The organism is Calothrix sp. PCC 6303, from assembly GCF_000317435.1.
In the GTDB taxonomy this organism is placed as follows: Bacteria; Cyanobacteriota; Cyanobacteriia; order Cyanobacteriales; family Nostocaceae; genus PCC-6303.
In genome coordinates this window covers 300,989-321,206 of sequence record NC_019751.1, presented here as the reverse complement: position 1 = coordinate 321,206, position 20,218 = coordinate 300,989, and the positions used below count along the sequence as shown (strand labels likewise).

Below are 20,218 nucleotides of genomic sequence, written 5' to 3'. Positions count from 1 at the left end.
GAAGAGGTGAACGTCTAAAAAATCCTCAAATTACGTCAAATATTTTTTATAGATAATGTACTAAACTTCATCAATCAAATATTATTTGTTAATCGCACGAAAATGGGATTGTATTACCATAATCCACTATATAATAATCGAAATACTTATCCCATACATTATGGTCAGAAGCTAATTAATCAACAACTGGAGTCAATAGATGCCAGTAAGTATGTGCTGTTGATAAATAGAAATAAAACCTTGACTATATGAAGATTTTAAAGATTCTCTCTAGTTGAATTAATGAAAACAAAGAAAGCATCTAAATTTTAAAACTTCGATGCTTTATCACAGGTGAATATTTATGGAAAAATCAAACTAAATCTATTGTGCTGCATGTCTTACATAGCAATTGACCTTACCATTTTCTTCTCGCCAAGTAGTATTAACAAAAGGTATTTGGTTCCCAGCAAGATTTCTCCATCCAGCTTGATATACCGTATCATTACACCAATCAGAAATTTTTGCACTGTAGTTACCTCCCCATCTTTGCTTGTACTGTCCAACTTCCTCAGAAGATAATTCTGCAATAAATGTTTGGTCATATATTCTACCGACAGTATTTCCTCTAATCCCATTAAGATTATCTTCAATTATTTGTTTGCCAACATCCCACCAATCAGCCTTTGCTGGTTGGGAAGTCGTTGCAATCAAAGATAATCCCATTAACAAAGCAGAAGTAGTTCCCAAAAATGTTAAAAAACGAGTAGTTTTCATAATCTAGACTCCTTAAATTTTTGAAAAATACCCAATTTTTTAAGTTGGGTATTTTTCAAAAATTTGAATAAATCAGCAAAGGTGTTTCCATTAATTCGACTTCCGATGAAGTCAAGCAATTCAAGCTTGGGGATTAAATTTCACCACAAAGCAGATATTATTCACATTCCTTTGCAGCACTTGTTGGTAGGCAAATGCATCATTCCGGCGACGAAATCTCGCTACCAAAATACACTCCTTGCTAGGTAAAGTGCGAATGATGCACCAGGGATGTAATTGCTCAAAATAGCTCATGTTAACCTCCTACAAGTGATGTAATTCTTGTGATAAATCGCTTTCCAATTGCTTACAATCACATTAATGTAGGAGTAATAGATGAAAAAGGTCTACTTGACATTGACAAATATTCTGTTGTCGGAGTTTTATTTTTTGCTCATCTCACGGTATTGTAAGGGCACGATGCTGACTGCCCCCTAGGATATTTGGGCTAAGTTGAGGGGCTTATGATTAAGGATTGTTAGAAATTCTCTGCACATAACAAGCGTCGTAAGTGTTCGGGAATCTCCTCAAAATGCTCCAACAAAAAATCTATCAATGCCAGATTTAACAAATCATTACGGTTAGGATAACGCCGATTATCACCTTGCTTAAACCAACGTCGCACTGTAGAATCTGAGCGATCGCATATTAAAGCTATTTGCTCATAGCTAACCTCCCATTTAGTATAAAATTCTATCGGTGTCATCCCAAAATTCCAATTACTGTAAACTCTGATGAGATGTAATTCCCGTTCACCCAAACTTTTTGGCTTTCGCATCACTACACTTTTATATTTTATGAAGTAAAAATGAAAAAGTTGAAAGCTAAAAGGTAAAAGAAAGATTGAATTATTCTCTTTTACCTTTTTACTTACTCAATGCGAATCTATATGAGTAATCTCAATAATGTCTCCCTCCAAATATCGCCAATAAAATCGCTTTGCCATCGACGCAGAAGAACTCCAAATATCACCATCTTTACTACAATAGCGATGAGTTCTTAAACTACGATAAGCAGGACTATTCTGAATGAAACATTTGAAAGCTTTGTCATATTGCTTGCGGTCTTTATTTGGTAAATCATCAAGTTGTTTTTCAGCTTTTGGACTAAAAATTAAACAAAACCTGACACATTGAATTTGCATTCAATCATTTCCCAATACAACAAGGCAAATATACACAGTTGACCGAAGCACATTACTCAAAGGTGGAGCGCGTGCTTGCTTGTAAAGCTTCATCTTGTTTATTATGATTGTGGTAAATCTTGTCTATACTAAAAACGACTTTTTTAATGTTAAAACCTGGGTTTTAAGCCTCTCCCCGTTTACGGGGAGAGGTTTGGAGAGGGGTTCTATATTTAAGCCGTTCGCAGTCTGAATTGCCGCAGCTAAACTTGTTAAACTATAAAAGCTGCATCATCGACACTAAATTCGGGTTGTGTTCCCACTACTGCCACTTTACAACGATTGTGTGCAGACATAGGATAAAATCTCACTTGGTCTTCCCGTCGGTTAAGTAGTCGCATCAGGAGTTTAGAAATACTTTCATACTGTTTCTCATCCAAAACACACTCAAAAACAGATTTTTGTACTCGTAAACCATAACTTTCCAGCAGTTTGGAAACTTTATTGCGACGGGTATCGCTCACAATGTCGTAACAAACCAAATAAAACATAGCTATTCCACCTATTTCACCAAGGTTAATATTGGTTTTTGGGTTTCAAGCATATTGATGAAATTGGTTTGTTCTGGGTGAAATTTCAATGCAAGAGGACGGTAATATTCGACATCTCCCAACAGAGATGCAATATATTCTTTGACCTGTAAGTCAATACACTGACGATAAGAAACTTCTCCAGCGGATGGATGTAGTACAAAGGTTTTTAATTTTCCTTCCCAATGTTGTAAAAAACGTTGCAGATGGGTGTAAGGTTTTTTCCCATTCCCGTTACCATTACCATTATTCTTAGCAAGATTACGAACAAAATTTAACACCAAATCATCAACTATCGGTGCGCGAAATTCTGCACTAAAGTCCCATGCCAAAGGAAGTTCGTGATGAGTGTCCCGGTGTAAAATGCTATAGTCTGGGTGAAGTCCTGCTGTTTTTAGATGGTTGTAAATATATTGGTGTAGCAGTTGATTTCCCAGATTTAAAAACCTGTTAATTTGCTTCGCTGTTGTGTGTGGGTTTGAGCTATATAAACTCAGTATAGAAGCAACAGCACAGTAGTAAACTTTATCTGCTTCCTCAATATATTGGTGCAGCTCTTCAACGCATGGTGCGAGGGATAAATTATCCATCAGCAGTGTTAGATAATCCGAAGCTCGTTGAGTTGTGTAGTCTGTGCAGTAACGAGTCCAGTTTTGGAGAAAAGTCTGTTGGTTATGGAGTTTTGCCCAAACTATACTTTCTGCTGTTGCACGATTAAATTCTCTGTCATGTAAGCGTTGACGTTGGTAGTTTAAGTATTTAGCTTGGACTGTAGACGGGTTTTCTAAGCGTCCTACATATTCACCTGTGTGAGTGAAGTAGATGGCGGGGATTTGATTTAAACGAACTATTTGCATGACATCTTTTGGTAGTTTGATGTTACCAAAAATGGCGAATTGGCTAATGTTACTAATGCGGATGAAAAAGCGTTGTTTATCTTGTTGGAGTAACTTCAGATACTTATTTTGTAGTTTGAAGGATGCATCTGGTTCGGTGATATAAATTGTAGACATAGGTTTGGTGAAGTAAAAGTGTGAGGTAAAAAATAAAAGTATGAAGACTTTTTCTTTTGTGGCTCGACTGAGCTTTGCCGAATGTCCTTTTAGCTTTTTATCTTTTACTTATCTCCATCTTCCCAAAAGTCTATATGAGTATGTATCGGAGTAAAGGCTATTTTTATATGAGTTTGTATATGAGTTATCTGACTTTTAATTAATCATTAGTAGGATTCTCATATTTACGATATTTTTCAAACCCAAATATCTGGCAAACGAAAATATCCTCGACTTTTTAACATCGAGGATCTTAATCTATGTTTCCATTAATTCAACTTCCGAAGAAGTTTAAAGTGATTTTTCAGATTTGACAAAATAATTTGTTAAATGTGTTTCCATTAATTCAACTTCCGAAGAAGTTTAAAGAACTCGTGTTTTATTTTCAGAATATGTGGCAAACAATGTTTCCATTAATTCAACTTCCGAAGAAGTTTAAAGGAAAAGTATGTGCAATTACTGAATGGGATTGTGCTACTGTTTCCATTAATTCAACTTCCGAAGAAGTTTAAAGAAAAAATTTTGACTCTTATTTTGAAAGAGTAAAAAGTTTCCATTAATTCAACTTCCGAAGAAGTTTAAAGAAGAAGGTTGAAAAATACTTTAGCAGCGAATCATATAGTTTCCATTAATTCAACTTCCGAAGAAGTTTAAAGAGAAAAGTGGTATTCGGTCAAAAATTATCCATTTCGTTTCCATTAATTCAACTTCCGAAGAAGTTTAAAGTGATCGTATCGACTTCATTCTTTTTAAATTTATCCTCGTTTCCATTAATTCAACTTCCGAAGAAGTTTAAAGCAATTTAGATGATTTTGTAACAGACGGAAACTTCAAGTTTCCATTAATTCAACTTCCGAAGAAGTTTAAAGATTAAAAAAGATGGTCGTGAAATAGAGAAAATATCTAGTTTCCATTAATTCAACTTCCGAAGAAGTTTAAAGTCGCAATCTATGCGCAACGATACAGGGGAGAGGTACAGAGGTTTCCATTAATTCAACTTCCGAAGAAGTTTAAAGAAAATCCTTTTTAACTCAATCAGCAGAAGCAGTTTCGTTTCCATTAATTCAACTTCCGAAGAAGTTTAAAGGCTAGCCTTTGAAAGCCTTGCCTAGCAACTACTCTACCGCCATTTTTTGTGGGGTGTAAAATTTTTCCTAAATAATTGATAATTCTTAGTAATTAATCCATATTCAAGAAGCATCAAACCCTTACCTGGATAGCGATTTGTGGGATAGAACGAGAGAATGAGGGTTTCAGCCATTGTCTCTATCCCACAAACAGTATCATAGACTACATTTTCCAAGTCATCGGACGATAAACTTCAACCTCACCTACCAAACAAGCAACATATTCGCGCACTTGTAACTCAATACAACGACGATAAGCTACCTTATAACCAGTATTTGGATGCGTAGTCTCAGACTGTAACTTCTCCTCCCAATGCTTCAGATACTTCTTCAACGCACTTGCTTGCAAATATACACCTCCCCGTTCATCAGGAGAAGTAAAATCTTCAGGAGTTAATATTTTTTTATTCACAATGTAACTCACAAAAGAATCAACAATTTGAGCGCGAAATTCCTCCATTAAATCTGATACTAAAGCCGGATGGTTATCGCGGGGAACATGTAAATTCCCAAAATGGGTATGCAACCCCACCGACTGCACAAAGGAAAATACTTGCTGACTTAGTAAAGTATAACCCAAACTCATCAAACTATTAATTGGGTCAGTCGGTGGACGCTTTGTACGCTTATCAAAAGCAAAAAAGCCAGTAAACAAAGAACCCAAAGCTTGAAAATATATCGTTGCTGCTTTTCCTTCATATCCCCGCAATGCGTCCATACTTTCGGCTTTCGGTAAACTATCAATCAAAATCTCAATAAAATCTATCGCTTGGGTTGCAATTTCTGTTTCTCGACGACGATTTAAGCGCATTAATAAAATTCGAGAATTATGTAGTTTTGCAGCAACAATTGTTTCTGCTTGTTGACGAGTAAATACAGGATTTTGACAACAAATAACTTGTTTCATCAAATATTCAACCTTCGCATTACCCTGGACTGCGGTATGTCCAAAATATCTCCCCTTCTGAGATAAATACATTATGGGAATCCGTCGGATTAAAGCCATGCTTACCGCACCGTGAGAAACATTACAACAACCAAACATAACGATACTACTGACCCGCACCACTGGTATTTTTATCTTCAATTCTCCTTGATAAAACACCTGAAATTGCTGATTTTTCATACTCAAATAAGCACCTTGGTCGGTAACGTATAATGTACTCATAAAATCCTGCCAGTAATGTGAAATTGCTGCTCGTGGAAAATTAACAGGTTTATCGATGCTGCAAGCTTTAGGGGGACGAGAAACGGGCTTTTCTGGTTTTGGTTTGCGGCGAAAATAAGGTGTCCCTGAATCATTAATTACCCATTCCCCTTGCTGCGTTGGTTCCGGTGGAGGTGGTGCAAAAACCTCACCCTTTGCAAATCGATAACCCAAAAAAGTAAACTCATCATCAGGACTAAAAATCTCTGTTTTCTCGGCTTTTAGAGTTAAATAAACCCCCCCTAACCATCCAGTAATTTTGTCGAGAACCCGATTAGCTTCTGCAAAATTACTACAAGCAATGACAAAATCATCACCATACCTCACCAAATTAATTCCCTGATTCAGACATTTTTGGTCAAAATCAGTTAAGTATAAATTAGCCAAAGCACCCGAAAGAGTACCACCTTGTAATAATCCCTTCCCTGCATTTTGATATTGTCCATTGATGATAATTCCCGACTTAATTTGCTGCTCGATTAACTGCAATATATTAGGTTCAAGTCGTAATTTCTCCAAGGCATTCAATAACAAAGCTAAACAGATATTGTCAAAAAACTCGACAATATCAGCCTTAATAATCCATTTAGGTTGATATTGGTAGTACCTATACAAATGCTGTACAGCTTGTTGAATATTCCGTCCAGGACGGTAAGCATAACTACAATCGACAAAGGTATCTTCTAAGGGAAAATACAACTCATCGAGTAATAAACGCTGGATGATTCTATCTCGAACAGTAGGTATACCAATTAATCGTTTACCACCATTTTTTTTAGGTACATAAAACCCCTTTGCTGGACTTGCAGTGTAGGTTCCATACTGAAGTTGCGACACCAAATTGCGTAATTGTTCGGTAGCCATTGACTCAAAAAAGCCAATAGAAATACCATCAACACCCGCAGATTTACTTCCCGCACGAACTTGTAGCCATGCATAATTGAGATGTTCTAAAGTGAACATAGGTTATAAAAGTTAAAAGCTTGAATTTGCCCCTGATTCAATTTTTGCAACCAGCTATATGAGTACATATCTGAGTTATTGACTTAGGTGTATGACTTCGTATATGACTTAGAAAGAGCTATTTACTGTTTTGAATTATGTCTAAACGCTCTCTGGTAGCATCGGGTGCTGGTATCAAACTTGCAAAACAAGCTTTAGAACGTAAAAGTCTGACGCAAAAAGCACTGACAGTAGAAGTGGGACTTAGCTGGGCAACTGTAAACAACTTTTTCAATCAAAAACCGATTGATCGCATCAATTTTGAAGAAATATGTACATTTCTCGATCTAGAATGGCATGATATTGTCGCACCGTTTGCAGAAAAAGAAGAAGTGGTACAGCAAACACCTCTAGAGAAGATTTGGCAGCAACTAACAGCACTGGGTTCCCCTACAGAACAAATGGGATTGGTATTAGTCAAGGAAGAAACATTAGGTTGGGGAAAGAAAATAGGTAGTTATTACGAAAAATCGGTACGTTTGGGCAACTATATTCAGTTTGAAATAAATCTGCAAACACCTGGATATTTACTGCTAATTCAAAAAGATACATGTGGACAAATTTGGTGTTTTTGTCCATCCCCTTTTGCACCTCAACCACAATTAGAAAATGGAAAAACCAGTCTTCCCCAAATGGGTTCACCCATGACAGCATTTCCCGTTGAAGGAAAACCAGGTAAGGAACAGATATTAGCAATCATTTCTCCAAGTATCCCTAATTTACAATGGTTACTTCAAGATAGTGATGAAGTATTAGAACTTACTGAAAGTCATCTGATGGAGTTAATAAGCTATGTGAATAAAAATGACGGTAATCAGATTTTATATACTGAATATCAAATTTTAAAGTAAAAAGGCAAAAGTAAAAAGGTAAAAGAAGAAGAAAAATAAAAAGAACAAGAAAGAGAAAGAAACAGGACTTACCCAAATACTACAGATTTACGTTGCAATGACATGAAAAAACCTTATTTTTCAGTAACTTACATTTTAATGAAATATAAAGAGAGACGCGACATGTCTCGTCTCTACATGGTTATAGGTTTTCTGCGATGTACCTCATTTACGGAAAATTTACTGTATCAACTTCAGAGAACGTAATGTAAATAAACCTAATATTGAAAATATCTGAAATTCTGAAAAATTCTTATTCTTTTTTCTTTTGCCTTTTAACTTTTATTTTTTTACTTGTTTATGAAAGATATATCAGAAATTATAGAAACAATCACTCAGCTAAATCGAGAAGTAGTTAAATTAGCTGAAGCCGGAGATTTTGAAGCATCAATATCCATTGCAAAAGAAGCTGTAAAACTAGGAGAAAAAAATATTGATGAACACCCAGCTTTTGCTGATAGTCTGAATAACCTCGCAGAATTGTATCGAATGCAAGGTTATTTTGTGGAAGCAAAACCCCTATATATCAAAATATTAAACTTACGCAAAAGATTGTTAGGAGATTCCCATCCTGATGTTGCCCAATCTTTAAATAACCTTGCTGCATTTTATGTATCTCAAGGACTCTTCATAGAAGCAGAAAACTATTTTCTTGCAGCTTTGGATATTTGGAAGATATATCTAGGTGATGAACATCCAGAAATTGCCACTAATTTGAATAACATCGCCGAAGTTTACCGGGAACAAGGACGTTTTCAAGAATCCGAAAAAATCCATCTCCAAGCGCTAAATATGCGAAAGAGATTATTTGGAGATTTTCATGCTGATATTGCTCAAAGTTTGGATAATTTGGCAGTGATTTACGAAAATCAAGCTCGATATTCGGAAGCTGAAACAACTCATTTAGAAGCATTAGAAATTCGTCGGGAGATATTTGGTGATGAAAATTGGCAGATTGCCGCAAGTTTGAATAACTTAGCAGCTTTGTATAATTCCCAAGGACGTTTTGTCGAAGCAGCAGAAAATTACTCTCAAGCATTAGAATTATGTAAAAATTGTCTGGGAAATGAAGAACATCCATATATAGCAATTACCTTAAATAATCTGGCAAATACTTACAAAAATCAAGGACATTATGCAGAGGCAGAAAAAACTCACTTCCAAGCTTTATCAATGCGAAAAAATATATTTGGAGATGAGCATTTAGAGGTTGCCCAAAGTTTAAGTAATTTGGGAGATATTTATCTAATTCAAGGACGTTATTTAGATGCTGAAGAAGTATATCTTCAAGCTGATTCAATCAAGAAAGATTTATTAAACCCCGAACATCCAGATATTGCTCTAAGTTTGCATAATCTTGGAGTTCTCTACACATATCAAGGACGCTATCAACAAGCAGAGGCAAAATATTTAGAAGCATTATCTTTACATGAACAATCACTAGGTAAAAATCATCCTATTGTTGCAGATAATTTAAACCATTTAGGAAGTCTTTATCAAGAACAAGGACTTTTCTCCGATGCAGAACAGAAATATTTAGCAGCTTTAGCAATTAGAAAAAACATATTTGGAGAAGAACACCCAGATATTGCTGATAGTTACAATAAAATTGCTGAAATATATCGCTTGCAAGGACGATATTCTCAAGCTGAAGGTTTATATCTCGAAGCATATAAGTTGAATAAAAAGCTCTTGGGAGAAATACATCCCGATGTCGCTGCAATTTTAAGTAATTTAGGGGTGTTGTACGATGCTCAATTTAAATATTCCCAAGCAGAACCTTTATTCACAGAAGCCTTATTAATTGTTAGAACCAAATTTGGAGACAATCATCCACAAGTAGCCAGTGTTTTGAATAATCTCGCGGCTATATATGGTAGTATGAGACGCTACTTGGAAGCAGAGGAAATCCATTTACAGGTATTAGAGATTAGAAAAAGTATCTTCGGATCAGAACACCCTGATATTGCCAATACCTTGAACAATTTAGCAGAAATTTATTTAGCTCAAGGCAAGTATGCAGAAGCAGAAAAATATTACTCCTCTGCTTTATCTGTGAGAATCAAATTTCTGGGAGAAAATCATCCCGATGTGGCATTAAGTTTAAATAACTTAGCAACCTTATACGCTGCAACCAAACGTCCTGATAACGCTTTATCCCATCGTATCCAAGCCAGCACAATCCACGATAAACTAATTAGTAACGTTTTTGCCTTTAGTTCTGAAAACGACCGTTTAGCCTTTATTGATAAAATTAGAGGCAATTTCGATTTATTCCTATCCCTCATCTATCAATACTTCCCAAATTCTGAAACAGCAACCCAAGAAGCATTTGATTTCATCCTCAAACGCAAAGGTTTAACTGCTGCATCCCTTGCTGCTCAAAGTCAGGCTTTTTATAATGATCGCTATCCTCAGCTTACAGGAAAATTTCGCCAACTCAGCGAATTGAATACCCAACTAGTACGCTTAACATCTTTTGCCAATCAAACTCAGAATATTGCCAATTATCAAAGTAACCTGACTCAACTGCGATCGCAATACGATAACCTCCAAAAACAAATCGCATCCCAAGTACCAGAAATCCAATTATCTACACAAATTCCCAACCGTCACGCAGTCGCATCTGCATTACCAACTAAATCAGTTTTAATTGAATTTGTCCTTTTTGATGTCTTTGATTTCCAAGCTATTCAGGCAAATGGGGAAACCCAATGGAAATCTCCTCATTATCTAGCTTTTATTTTGCCTGCTGGACAAGCAGATGGAGTACAGATGGTAGATTTAGGGGAAGCAGACACTATTCATAATTTAATTAACTTATTCCGCTTGGAAGCATCCGATGGTGGTGAAGAAACATTAGGATGGGCAAAGGTAAAGACTACACCGCAGTTGCAAATCAAACAATATAATCCAGCCGCAGCAGTTGAACTCAGTCAAATAATTTTATCGCCAATCCTTGATGTATTAACAGATTGTGACCAAATCATATTTGCACCAGATGGGAATTTGAATTTAGTGCCGTTACAAATATTACCAATTTATCCAAGCGAGCGCTCTTTCCTCATGGACAAATACACGGTGTCATATTTGGGAGTTGGACGAGATATTATCCATTCTCAACATCAACCAACAACAATTGGGGATACACCCATCATCATCGCCGATCCAGACTTTGACTTAGCAATGGCAAACAATAATTTACCAAACTTGGAAAACCCAACAAAACAAGAATTACTCGATACCCTTGATATTAAACTTGATATTAAAGTTCTACCCCCTGCTCACGGTACAAGATTGCTTGGTGCAAGTGTAGCTAAAAAGCTAAAAAATGCTCGGTTATATACGGGAGCAAAAGCGCTTTCAACCTGCTTAACCAATAGCAAATGTCCCAGCATCATGTTGATTGCTACCCACGGTTTATTTATACCCGACTCCCGACAAAGTAATCCAATGATGCGTTCTGCTGTTGCATTTGCAGGTGCAAACACAGCACTTCTAGGTGGAAACCTACCAAAACAAGCAGGAAACGGCTTTATTTTTGCTCAAGATATCGCAGGCTTAGATTTGCGGGCAAACGAACTCACCGTCTTATCTGCCTGTGATACAGCTAGGGGTGATATTAAAATTGGTGAGGGTGTATTTGGATTGCGTCGTGCATTTGCTTCTTCGGGAACCAAAATATTAGTTATGAGTTTGTGGGAAGTGCCAGGTAGAGCAACTGCATTGTTGATGGAGCAGTTTTTCGAGCATTATCAAAATGGTGTAGCTGCTGTTGAGGCATTACAAAATGCTCAAAATTACATCCGTAATATTACGGTAGAAGAATTAAGAAAATCTGATTTGGGAATGGAAATTTTAACAGAATTGTCACAAGTACGAGGGTTGGAAATCTCAACTAATGGCAATAAAAAACCCTTGGAACATCCATTTTACTGGGGTGCATGGATTTGTCAGGGATTGTAACAAGTTTGGCTAATTACCAATACCCCAATCCAAGCATAGGGGTAATCTCACATATTCACACATGCGATCGCATCAAAGATCAAACAGCCATAATCCAATACGGAAACGCTATACCCCTAAAATATTTGTCAATAAATTTGCCTTATTGCATCACATTACTCTTTAACAAAATTAAAAAAACTTTCACAAACTGCGTAAATGCACCTAAATAAATTTGTATATCCCTATGAAGGGGTTCAAACAATAGAACTCACCTCAAAACAATACTTCCCCATAACTTAATCATAGGAGAAACCTGCAATGAAATCATGGAAGTTGTCAGTTGCGACAGTAGTCTTAGTCGCTTCAGTCTGCATTCCTAAAGCAGAAGCCAAAAATTTATCAAACACCCAAGCAAATCAAGTCAAACAAACTTTTTCAGTATTGGCTAATAACAGCCAAGTAATAAAAGAACCTAGCCTAATTGCAATCAATGATACCTATCGGGGACCAAATCAGGATTTTGAAATTCAAATGCCAGGTTCAGTACAAGAAAATGAAGAAAGGAAATTGATGTCGTGGAGCGACACAACCCAAACTGTATACGTGATTATTCACAAAGATATGCCAGTTGACGTATCCTACTTATCTGTAGAAGAAGTTGAGCAGGTATTGCAGACTTCCATGCGAGAAGAAATGGCTAGTACAGGCAAAATCGTAAGAAGCACTAATTTGGAAATTGATGGATATCCAGGTTTAGAGTTGTTGGTGCAACACACTGACGGAACAACGGGACAATATCGAGGTTTTATAGTCAAGGGACGGATGTATGTTATGGGAGCTGCAACACAAGGAGAATTAACCACAGAAGCTGTTAATTTTTTTGATTCTTTTGGAGTTTATCCAGAACGTGTGCGCTGAAAATCTTACACTTGGGAATGCTAGTAAATTTGTTGAATGCATTGAAATTTTAGAAATAGCGGAATCAATTATCCGCATAAAATTTCCATTCTTTTATTTAACTTTGTATCGCGGGCAATATGCCCGCTTTTTTATTAAAAAAAATTCCAGTAAAAAATCAAAAATGCGTAAAAACACCATTGTCGTCCCGTAAATATTATTAAGAACGCTCAAATAATCACCACACTATTTACGATTATGAAAACCTCACACATTAAGTCAATTCGCAAAATTATCTTCACCACATTAGGTTTTAGCAGCAGCATCTTACTAAGCCTAAATACACCAGGTTTTGCCCAAGCACTAATTACATTACCAGATTTATCAATCACAAACTCATCAATATCTACCTCACAGGTAAAGCCGAAAAAAACTAACTTACAATGGGTTTATAGTGTTGCCGAAAAAGTGATTCGTGCCAATGGACTTGATGAACATCCTTGGCGCTTTCAGGTCAGCGATGAGTATAATATCAATGCATATGCTGGTGAATTAAATAAAATTGTCATTTACAAAGGTTTACTAGACCAAATACACGGCGATGATGCCGCATTAGCTTTTATCATTGCTCATGAATTAGCTCACCATACACAACGCCATTCTGCCCAGCAAGAAGAAGCAGAAGCACGTTTAAAAGATAAATTATTAAAGGAAGCAGAAGCAGAGTTTACTAGCTGGATTGTAGCAGAAAAACAAAAATCCCAAAAACCAATATCAATAGCAGAAAAAGACGTAATTAAACAGCGAATTCTTATTCAGAAAAAACAAGAGTTTGATCAGGCGATACAGGCATTAAGTCGCCAGCATGAATTTCAAGCAGATGCTGTTGGTTACACCTACATGGGTAAAGCTGGTTATGATCCAAATGGAGGTTTACGAGTATTTAATTTATTCCATCGTTTACCTTCTGACTACACAGAAAATAGTACCCACCCAACCACAGAGCAAAGAATTGATGCTTTGAATCAGGTGATGAATAAATATCCTTGGCGGACTCTATGGGCAGATGGGAATGAACGATTGAAAGTTAATTCTCAACCCTTAAAATTCGATGTTATCGAAAATGGAATATCTTTGCGAATCAACTCTAAGTTTCTCTCCGAATAAGTTGCGTAATTTGTGAATAATGGGATGTTAATTTTGTTGATTTGAGACTCAATATTATGGAGTTTTTCCGGTAAAATACCTCCATAATATCGTCGAAAAATTTGCTATTTTAATAATTAGAGCAGGTATTAAGTATCTAGTACCAGACTGCGTAAATAGCGCAAAGTTGAGCCACTGTGTTGCGGGGGTATTCTTCGCCAAACTTTGTAAGAGAAGAATACCATTATTTAATCCTGAAAAGCTCAGTAATAATAGACTTTCCCCACTGCCTACTCACCGCTGCCTTCAGGTACTAGGCTTTCATGGGATAAACTTAGTTTTTTAATCTCAAAATGCATAAATCATGACCTCAAATTTGGAGAGATAGTATGGGGATGCTGAAATATTTGTCACTTCTCCCACAATCAATCTCATAATCCATACGAGGAGAAAACGGCTTGAATACAATTTGGGAGAAACAATTACCGAGTAAAACCAATGAAGAATTTGCAGAAAAAATTACAAACTTTTTCCGTAAATTAAATCAATTAGATTTCCGAGCAATCTCAAAAAAGCTTACCTCCAATACTGAGAACTTTCAATGGACAGAAGAAGAAACAAAGTCTGCAATTCATCTATACAAAATGTTTCTATGCCTTCATTTTCTATTTCCAAATACCGAATTAGTTCCTACAGTAGAAATTGACCGAGTATGGCATACTCATATTCTGCTAAACACGGCTAAATATATTGAAGATTGTCAAGAATTATATGGTTATATTTTGCATCATTATTCTCCTGCTGATGATGACTTAGAAATTAGTCATAAATTCCAGAAAACAGCTTTTGATTTAACTAAACATTTGTTTTTAGAGATTTTTGGCATAGATATCTGCCACAATGTAGCATATCACCAGGGACGTTGTTTGATATTGCCCCAGCATTTCCCTCAATTACAGAGAAGTGCCTGCTTAACTATCCCCAAATCATAATTTGACTCCATTGATTTATTTCAAGAAAGTAAAGAGCGCATTTCTTTTGCTTCCACTACCATCTTTAAACTTTCAAAACCTTCTGCTGCTTCCTTTGCCAAGCGCTTGGCTTGAGGTAAATTACCCGAACGCTTTTCGAGTTTGGCAAATGTTGCTTTGTGGTAAGCAATAGAAAGTTTATCTTTATGTCTTTCTGCCATTGGGAAGCTAATTTCTAACAATTGTCGTGCTTGTTTGAGGTTCCCTAGTTCCAGTGCTATATCTGCAAGCCAGTTTTGAATTGCAGTTGTTGCTCTTAACCATCCTGCTGTTGTTGCAGATTCTAATGCTTGCAGAAAAAAGCTTTGTGCTTGCTGATAATTGCCTGTTTTGAAGGATATCTGCCCCTGATAATAAAGAATATGAACTTGCTGCTGCTGACGTTCTAGTTCTGATAGAGAAGTTTGGGTTAACAGTTTTTCTTCCTCTGTTAACCACTCTCCAGCTTGCTGCCATTTTTGTTGATAAATGGAGAGGATAACCATGTTGGTGGCTATCTCTAACTGTAATGCGATGCTTTGATGCTGACGTAAATTCCAAGCTTCCTGTAGTAATATCTCTGCTTCTGTGAGTTGGTTTTCATGGCGCATCCTAATTAAAGTTATAGCGCGATCGCACATTACCTCAACTGTAAACTTCCAATCTCCTGCTTGTTTCGCAGTTTCAATTAACCAAGCTGTCCACTCTAAGCGTTCATCCCAATATCCACGCACATGAATATAACCCTTAATCTGCTGCCAAATTGTTCGTGCATCTCCGTAAATCCCTTGGCTCATACACCATTCAAGCACAGATCTCAGGTTTTCCCATTCGATTTCTAAGTAACTATAGCCAAGATGCCACTCCTTCCAATTTGTACCTCCGTAAACCTCGGAAAAACGGATATACCAATTTACCCATCTCTGTTGCAACTGTTGGGCTAATTCACGATTTGCAGCTAACTCAGAAGCAGCATATTCGCGGGTTAGTTCCAGCAAGCTATAGCGTCCTTGTTGGTGGTAAACCAATGACAACTGCTGCAATTTTGCTAATCCTTGGGATGTTAAAATTGGGTCAGCTTGCTCAAAAGCCACACTAGCAGCAGTTTCTCTAGTTATAGGTTTAACTCCCAACGAAAGAGCCATCAGCAAATAATGGGGCGGTGTTCCTCTGAGGGGAATTACTGAACCAGCAAAGCAAAAACGAGCAACATCACCATCGGGTTCTTTAATTTGTGAGAGAGCATCTTCCAGTGAATAACCTGCTGCTATTTGACCAATAACATAAATAATTGCTGCGGGAATTCCACTGACTCCCTCAAAAAGTTGCTGAGATTCTTCAGCAGTCAAATTTATACTTTTTTCTTGCGCTTCCTGTTGGATGAGACATAAACCATGTTCTCTGGGTAAGCAACCAAGACGAATGGGGACAAATAATGCTTGTTCGCGGGTAGTAATAATAACTTTCACACTTGGTGGTAAGTCATAGAGGAAGGAGAGAACTTCCTGTTGATTTTCAATGGTTTCCAAATTATCAACAATCAATAAAGTTCTTGTTTGTGACAATTTCTCTCGAATTGGTTGAAACTGCTCTTCGATGGGTAAATTTGTGATTTCACTCAAGTCTAGGATACGAGCAACTTCCCGGCAAATGTCCCGCAGTGTCCGTTCTTTAGTTAATCGCGGCAAAATGCCGATGGAAGTGAGATGATTCTGTTTGGCGGAAGTAAAGATGATGGCTTCAAAGGTGGGAAGATTGGGAGTCAGAAGTTGGTTATTGCTTGCTTGCAAACAACGATAAGCCACTTCCACTACTAAGGTTGTTTTCCCAACACCACCAATCCCATCCACACTAATTAAATGAGCGGTGTGCTGAAAATCGAGAAGTTCCATCAATCGTGTTATTTCTTGATCACGACCAACAAAAGTTGTATATTCCCTCACTGGTAAGTTTTGAGCAACCGAGTTGGGTTGAGTTTCCTGTTTCTTTTCCTCAATTGATTGGGTATGTGCTGAAGATTCCTCCGTCACCTTCTCTAACCTGTTTGTCAGAAAAAATCTCAGTTTACTTTCCTTACCCCGGCTCGCACCGCTAATGTTAAATTTTTTATAAACCTGACCCATCCGCTTCAAACAAGCATCTGCGGATGTATTCAACTGAGCAGCAATTTCTTCGTAACTTAGACCATCACCAATTCGCATCAGAAAAACTTGCTGCTGCTCTGGAGACAGTTCATGCTCGTAAGCTATTTGAGAGAGAAAATTACGTGACAACATTTATCCAGAAATTATTTGGCTGTTCATTCCCTATTTTACCTCCATTTCAGAGGATATATAAGGATATCCGAGTAAAATAGTTGCCAAAACAGATAATATATATAAGAATAAGGAGGTACGTAGTTATATATACGGAATTAGCCTATGTGCGTATGTTGACTTTGTTGATTTAGCATTTATGCATCTATCCAATGGGGTATTTCTCAAGAAAAAACCATTTTACAGAAAATGCATAAAAACTCACTCTTCTTAGGGAGAGATATATAGGAGCGAGAAAGGGGAGGATAAAACCTTCTTCAGTTTCGACTATCTCATGATTAGCAATGCCTGCGGCGGGCGTAGACATCGCTAAAAACCTATGAATATGCAAATTTTTGTGAAGGGTGATTACAAAAACAGTCAAATGTACGGAAACAGGGATAACAGGAACGCACGCAGGAGTATTTTGCTATGGGGAAATCTTTTTCTTCTCTGGATGAGGTAGCTGTGAAAGCTCAAAAAGCAGTCATAAAAGCTGAGAATGAGTCGCTTAGTGATGAAGATAGACAACAAGCATTGTTAGAGAAACAAATTGCGCTAACAAAATTAATGACCCTATTAATGGAGCGAATAAAGGTGGAGTTACCAAAACCAGGGAATGTTGGTTTATCAGAATATATTTATGAAGAAACGCTGCAAAATATTTACTTATATATTTGTAAAAACATAGGTAAATACAACTCTGATTATTCTGTAATGGCTTGGGTAAAGTTTTTATTAAAAAAACGCAAAAATAATGTTTTTAATTGGCTGAATTGGGATGGAAAAGTTTCATATATAGATAAAGGATTAAATAAGGATGGTGATGAATATGAAAGAAATCCTCTTGAAAGTTATCAACCTCCAAGTTTAAATCCTCTTCCATCTGAGAAATTGATAGAATTTATTAAAGAAGATCCAGAAGGATTATTAGCTAGTAAGCTATTTAAGAAGAATCCTCAAGCAAGTTTTCAGGCTATTTTACTCAAAAAGAATGAAGAATGTAAAACCTGGGAAGAAATTACCCAAGAGTTAAATTTAGGAAAGACTCATGGTCCTATTTACTCATTTTATAGTCGCTGTTGTGATGAATTTAGTCCTTATTTTAAAAAATACTTATGAGATTTAGTTAACAAGAAAAATATTTGAAAATTATTGAGATGAATAAATTACACAATGAATCAGGAGAAATAATAATGGATGCCAATGAGTTGATTTTTACGATACCCATTGATGGGAAAATGTTTAAAATTGCTGAAAAATTCAGTCAGCAAGAAAAGAACAAACAAAAATCGCGTACAGTTTATCTGAATACTTTAGCTATATTAGCTGTTGACTTTTACTGCAAGTGCATAGGAATAAAAACAGAACCAAGCAAAAGTCATGGTTTAGATAAAATTATGTCATCTTTAATGAATACAGCTAGCTTGTTTATTAAAGATAAGGGTTTGATTGAGTGTCGTCCTGTACTTCCCAAAGAAGAATTGTGTGAGATCCCACCTGAAGTTTTATCAGAACGTATTGGTTATATGGTGGTAGAAATTGATGAAGATAATAGACAAGCAAAGATATTAGGTTTTGCTAAATCTGTTGAAAATGAGAAATTATCTTTAACGAAATTAAACTCTCTACATGACTTTTTACTTTACCTACACAAATTAGAAGCTGTTTCAGTTATGGAAAAGTCAACTAATAAAGTCGATATAGTTGATGTTGCTGTAAGTCAACTGAACACAGGAATAGTAAAATTGAGCAAATGGTTTGAAGGTTTATTAGATGGTGGATGGGAAGCAGAATTAGCCGTTGCAAAAGATTTAGCCATTTCTCCTGTAGATGAAACAGAAAAAAGAGAATCTGGTGCTGCCAAATTTATACATCTGCAACATCCCTCAGAACCAGTTTTGCTAATATTGCGTCAAACACAAGTCAATCAAGATGAAGTTGAGATTGTCTTAAGACTTTACCCTGCTAGTGAATCAATATTTTTACTAGATGGAATCAAGATGACATTGTTAGATGAGGAAGATAAACAAATTCCCCAACTTAAAAAACAATCAAAAGCAAATAACTGGTTACAGCTTAGATTCAAAGGAAATGTAGGGGATAAATTTGGTTTAAAAATTAGTCTTGGAGAAGATAGTATCTTAGAAAAATTTATTATCTAGTTATTGAGCGTGATAATTCATATTCAATAATAATTCTGCAAACCTGAAGTTGGTTTAGATTTGGACTTTGGACAAAAACTCAAGGGGTACAGTGATGGATCGCAATATTTATGTTTTAGCTGTTGGAATTAATAATTACAAATCTTCTAAAATTCCTTCATTAAAAGGTTGTGTAAATGATGTTACTGCACTAGATGAATTTTTAAAAAAGCATTTAGTAACGAATGAGGATAAATTACATCTCAAAAGACTGATTGATGTTCAAGCAACTCGTCAAGCAATTATCGATGGTTTCCGGGAACATTTGTGTCAAGCTACAAGCAATGATGTTGCATTATTTTACTTTAGTGGACATGGTTCTCAGGAAAATGCTAGTGAGGAATTTTGGCATTTAGAACCAGACCATTTGAATGAAACTTTGGTGTGTTGGGATAGTCGTACAGATGGTATTTGGGATTTAGCTGATAAGGAGCTTGCCAAATTAATTGCAGAGGTTTCTCAAAATCATCCCCATTTTGTCGTGATTTTGGATTGCTGTCATTCTGGTGGAGGGACACGAGCAGAAAATGATGTATCTTTGAACGCATACACAGGTATACGTACAGTTAATACAGAATCTAAAGAAAGACCACTTTCCAGCTTTATATTTTCAGATGAAGAAATCAATAGTTTACTTGCTACCTCAAATTCTAGTAATGTCGCAAATCGATTTTCTTTATCTAGAGGAGAATATATACTGCTAGCAGCTTGTAGAGATAATGAGTTAGCAAGGGAACATCAAAGCCAAAAAAGAGGAATTTTCTCCTACTTTTTACTTGATAGTCTACAAAGAAATAGTAATTTGACTTACAGAGATTTGTTGAAACGTTCTAATATTTTAGTACGGAGTATTTATACAAATCAATCCCCACAAGTTGAAGCAACAAATCCGGTTCTACCGATCCCCTTATGAAAAAAAATATATTTAGATGT

General features: G+C 36.3%; 18 protein-coding genes and 1 CRISPR repeat array. Of the genes, 8 read left to right on the top strand and 10 right to left on the bottom strand.

Going from position 1 to position 20,218, the window contains the following annotated elements:
• Positions 1-363 precede the first annotated feature (363 nt).
• The 8 genes from CAL6303_RS01300 to cas1 (CAL6303_RS01275) form a co-directional block, all read right to left on the bottom strand.
• Complete coding sequence (locus CAL6303_RS01300) at positions 364-756, bottom strand: hypothetical protein (protein ID WP_015196027.1); 393 nt, start codon at positions 754-756, stop codon at positions 364-366.
• A 120-nt stretch (positions 757-876) separates the two neighbouring features.
• Entirely contained in the window at positions 877-1,050 is a 174-nt protein-coding gene (locus CAL6303_RS30620) for a hypothetical protein (protein WP_015196026.1), read from the bottom strand.
• Positions 1,051-1,273: 223 nt separating this feature from the next.
• Positions 1,274-1,573 carry a hypothetical protein gene (locus tag CAL6303_RS01295; RefSeq protein ID WP_015196025.1) on the bottom strand — a complete coding sequence of 100 codons (300 nt, stop codon included), beginning with the start codon at positions 1,571-1,573 and terminating at the stop codon, positions 1,274-1,276.
• A 96-nt stretch (positions 1,574-1,669) separates the two neighbouring features.
• A complete protein-coding gene (locus tag CAL6303_RS01290) occupies positions 1,670-1,939 on the bottom strand; it encodes a hypothetical protein (protein ID WP_015196024.1) in 270 nt (89 codons plus the stop codon).
• Positions 1,940-2,190: 251 nt separating this feature from the next.
• Entirely contained in the window at positions 2,191-2,469 is a 279-nt protein-coding gene (gene cas2, locus CAL6303_RS01285) for a CRISPR-associated endonuclease Cas2 (protein WP_015196023.1), read from the bottom strand.
• An 11-nt stretch (positions 2,470-2,480) separates the two neighbouring features.
• On the bottom strand, positions 2,481-3,521 hold the full coding sequence (gene cas1 / locus CAL6303_RS01280; protein WP_015196022.1) for a CRISPR-associated endonuclease Cas1: 1,041 nt from the start codon (positions 3,519-3,521) through the stop codon (positions 2,481-2,483).
• Positions 3,522-3,822: 301 nt separating this feature from the next.
• A CRISPR array of direct repeats spans positions 3,823-4,647; the repeat unit is 35 nt; unit sequence GTTTCCATTAATTCAACTTCCGAAGAAGTTTAAAG.
• Between the two features lie 33 nt (positions 4,648-4,680).
• The gene (locus tag CAL6303_RS30150; protein WP_158333119.1) at positions 4,681-4,821 is read right to left on the bottom strand and encodes a hypothetical protein; all 141 of its coding nucleotides are present in this window, start codon (positions 4,819-4,821) and stop codon (positions 4,681-4,683) included.
• Between the two features lie 29 nt (positions 4,822-4,850).
• Entirely contained in the window at positions 4,851-6,857 is a 2,007-nt protein-coding gene (gene cas1, locus CAL6303_RS01275; protein ID WP_015196021.1) for a CRISPR-associated endonuclease Cas1, read from the bottom strand.
• Positions 6,858-6,994: 137 nt separating this feature from the next.
• Here cas1 (CAL6303_RS01275) and CAL6303_RS01270 point away from each other — a divergent pair, with 137 nt between their 5' ends.
• The 5 genes from CAL6303_RS01270 to CAL6303_RS01245 all read left to right on the top strand — a co-directional run bounded on the left by CAL6303_RS01270 (position 6,995) and on the right by CAL6303_RS01245 (position 14,769).
• Complete coding sequence (locus CAL6303_RS01270) at positions 6,995-7,747, top strand: DUF4384 domain-containing protein (RefSeq protein WP_015196020.1); 753 nt, start codon at positions 6,995-6,997, stop codon at positions 7,745-7,747.
• Between the two features lie 339 nt (positions 7,748-8,086).
• Positions 8,087-11,752, top strand: a complete 3,666-nt coding sequence (locus tag CAL6303_RS01265; protein WP_015196019.1) for a CHAT domain-containing protein — start codon at positions 8,087-8,089, stop codon at positions 11,750-11,752.
• A 300-nt stretch (positions 11,753-12,052) separates the two neighbouring features.
• Positions 12,053-12,652 carry a hypothetical protein gene (locus tag CAL6303_RS01260; RefSeq protein WP_015196018.1) on the top strand — a complete coding sequence of 200 codons (600 nt, stop codon included), beginning with the start codon at positions 12,053-12,055 and terminating at the stop codon, positions 12,650-12,652.
• Between the two features lie 237 nt (positions 12,653-12,889).
• Positions 12,890-13,798, top strand: coding sequence for a M48 family metallopeptidase (locus tag CAL6303_RS01250; RefSeq protein WP_015196017.1), 909 nt, complete (start codon positions 12,890-12,892; stop codon positions 13,796-13,798).
• Positions 13,799-14,235: 437 nt separating this feature from the next.
• Entirely contained in the window at positions 14,236-14,769 is a 534-nt protein-coding gene (locus tag CAL6303_RS01245; protein ID WP_015196016.1) for a glycine-rich domain-containing protein, read from the top strand.
• Positions 14,770-14,789: 20 nt separating this feature from the next.
• Here CAL6303_RS01245 and CAL6303_RS01240 read toward each other — a convergent pair whose 3' ends face one another.
• Together CAL6303_RS01240 and CAL6303_RS30145 are read right to left on the bottom strand one after the other, a co-directional pair.
• Complete coding sequence (locus CAL6303_RS01240; protein ID WP_015196015.1) at positions 14,790-17,063, bottom strand: NB-ARC domain-containing protein; 2,274 nt, start codon at positions 17,061-17,063, stop codon at positions 14,790-14,792.
• A 184-nt stretch (positions 17,064-17,247) separates the two neighbouring features.
• Entirely contained in the window at positions 17,248-17,409 is a 162-nt protein-coding gene (locus tag CAL6303_RS30145) for a hypothetical protein (RefSeq protein WP_015196014.1), read from the bottom strand.
• A gap of 104 nt (positions 17,410-17,513) precedes the next feature.
• On the opposite strand from CAL6303_RS30145, the gene CAL6303_RS01235 reads away from it, so the two are divergent.
• The 3 genes from CAL6303_RS01235 to CAL6303_RS01225 all read left to right on the top strand — a co-directional run bounded on the left by CAL6303_RS01235 (position 17,514) and on the right by CAL6303_RS01225 (position 20,198).
• Positions 17,514-18,203: a hypothetical protein gene (locus CAL6303_RS01235; protein ID WP_015196013.1), complete on the top strand. Its 690-nt coding sequence runs from the start codon at positions 17,514-17,516 to the stop codon at positions 18,201-18,203.
• Positions 18,204-18,226: 23 nt separating this feature from the next.
• Entirely contained in the window at positions 18,227-19,246 is a 1,020-nt protein-coding gene (locus CAL6303_RS01230; RefSeq protein WP_238993755.1) for a DUF1822 family protein, read from the top strand.
• Between the two features lie 94 nt (positions 19,247-19,340).
• Positions 19,341-20,198 (top strand): caspase family protein, encoded by an 858-nt coding sequence (locus CAL6303_RS01225; RefSeq protein WP_083866289.1) that lies wholly within the window; start codon positions 19,341-19,343, stop codon positions 20,196-20,198.
• The last annotated feature ends 20 nt before the right edge of the window (positions 20,199-20,218 follow it).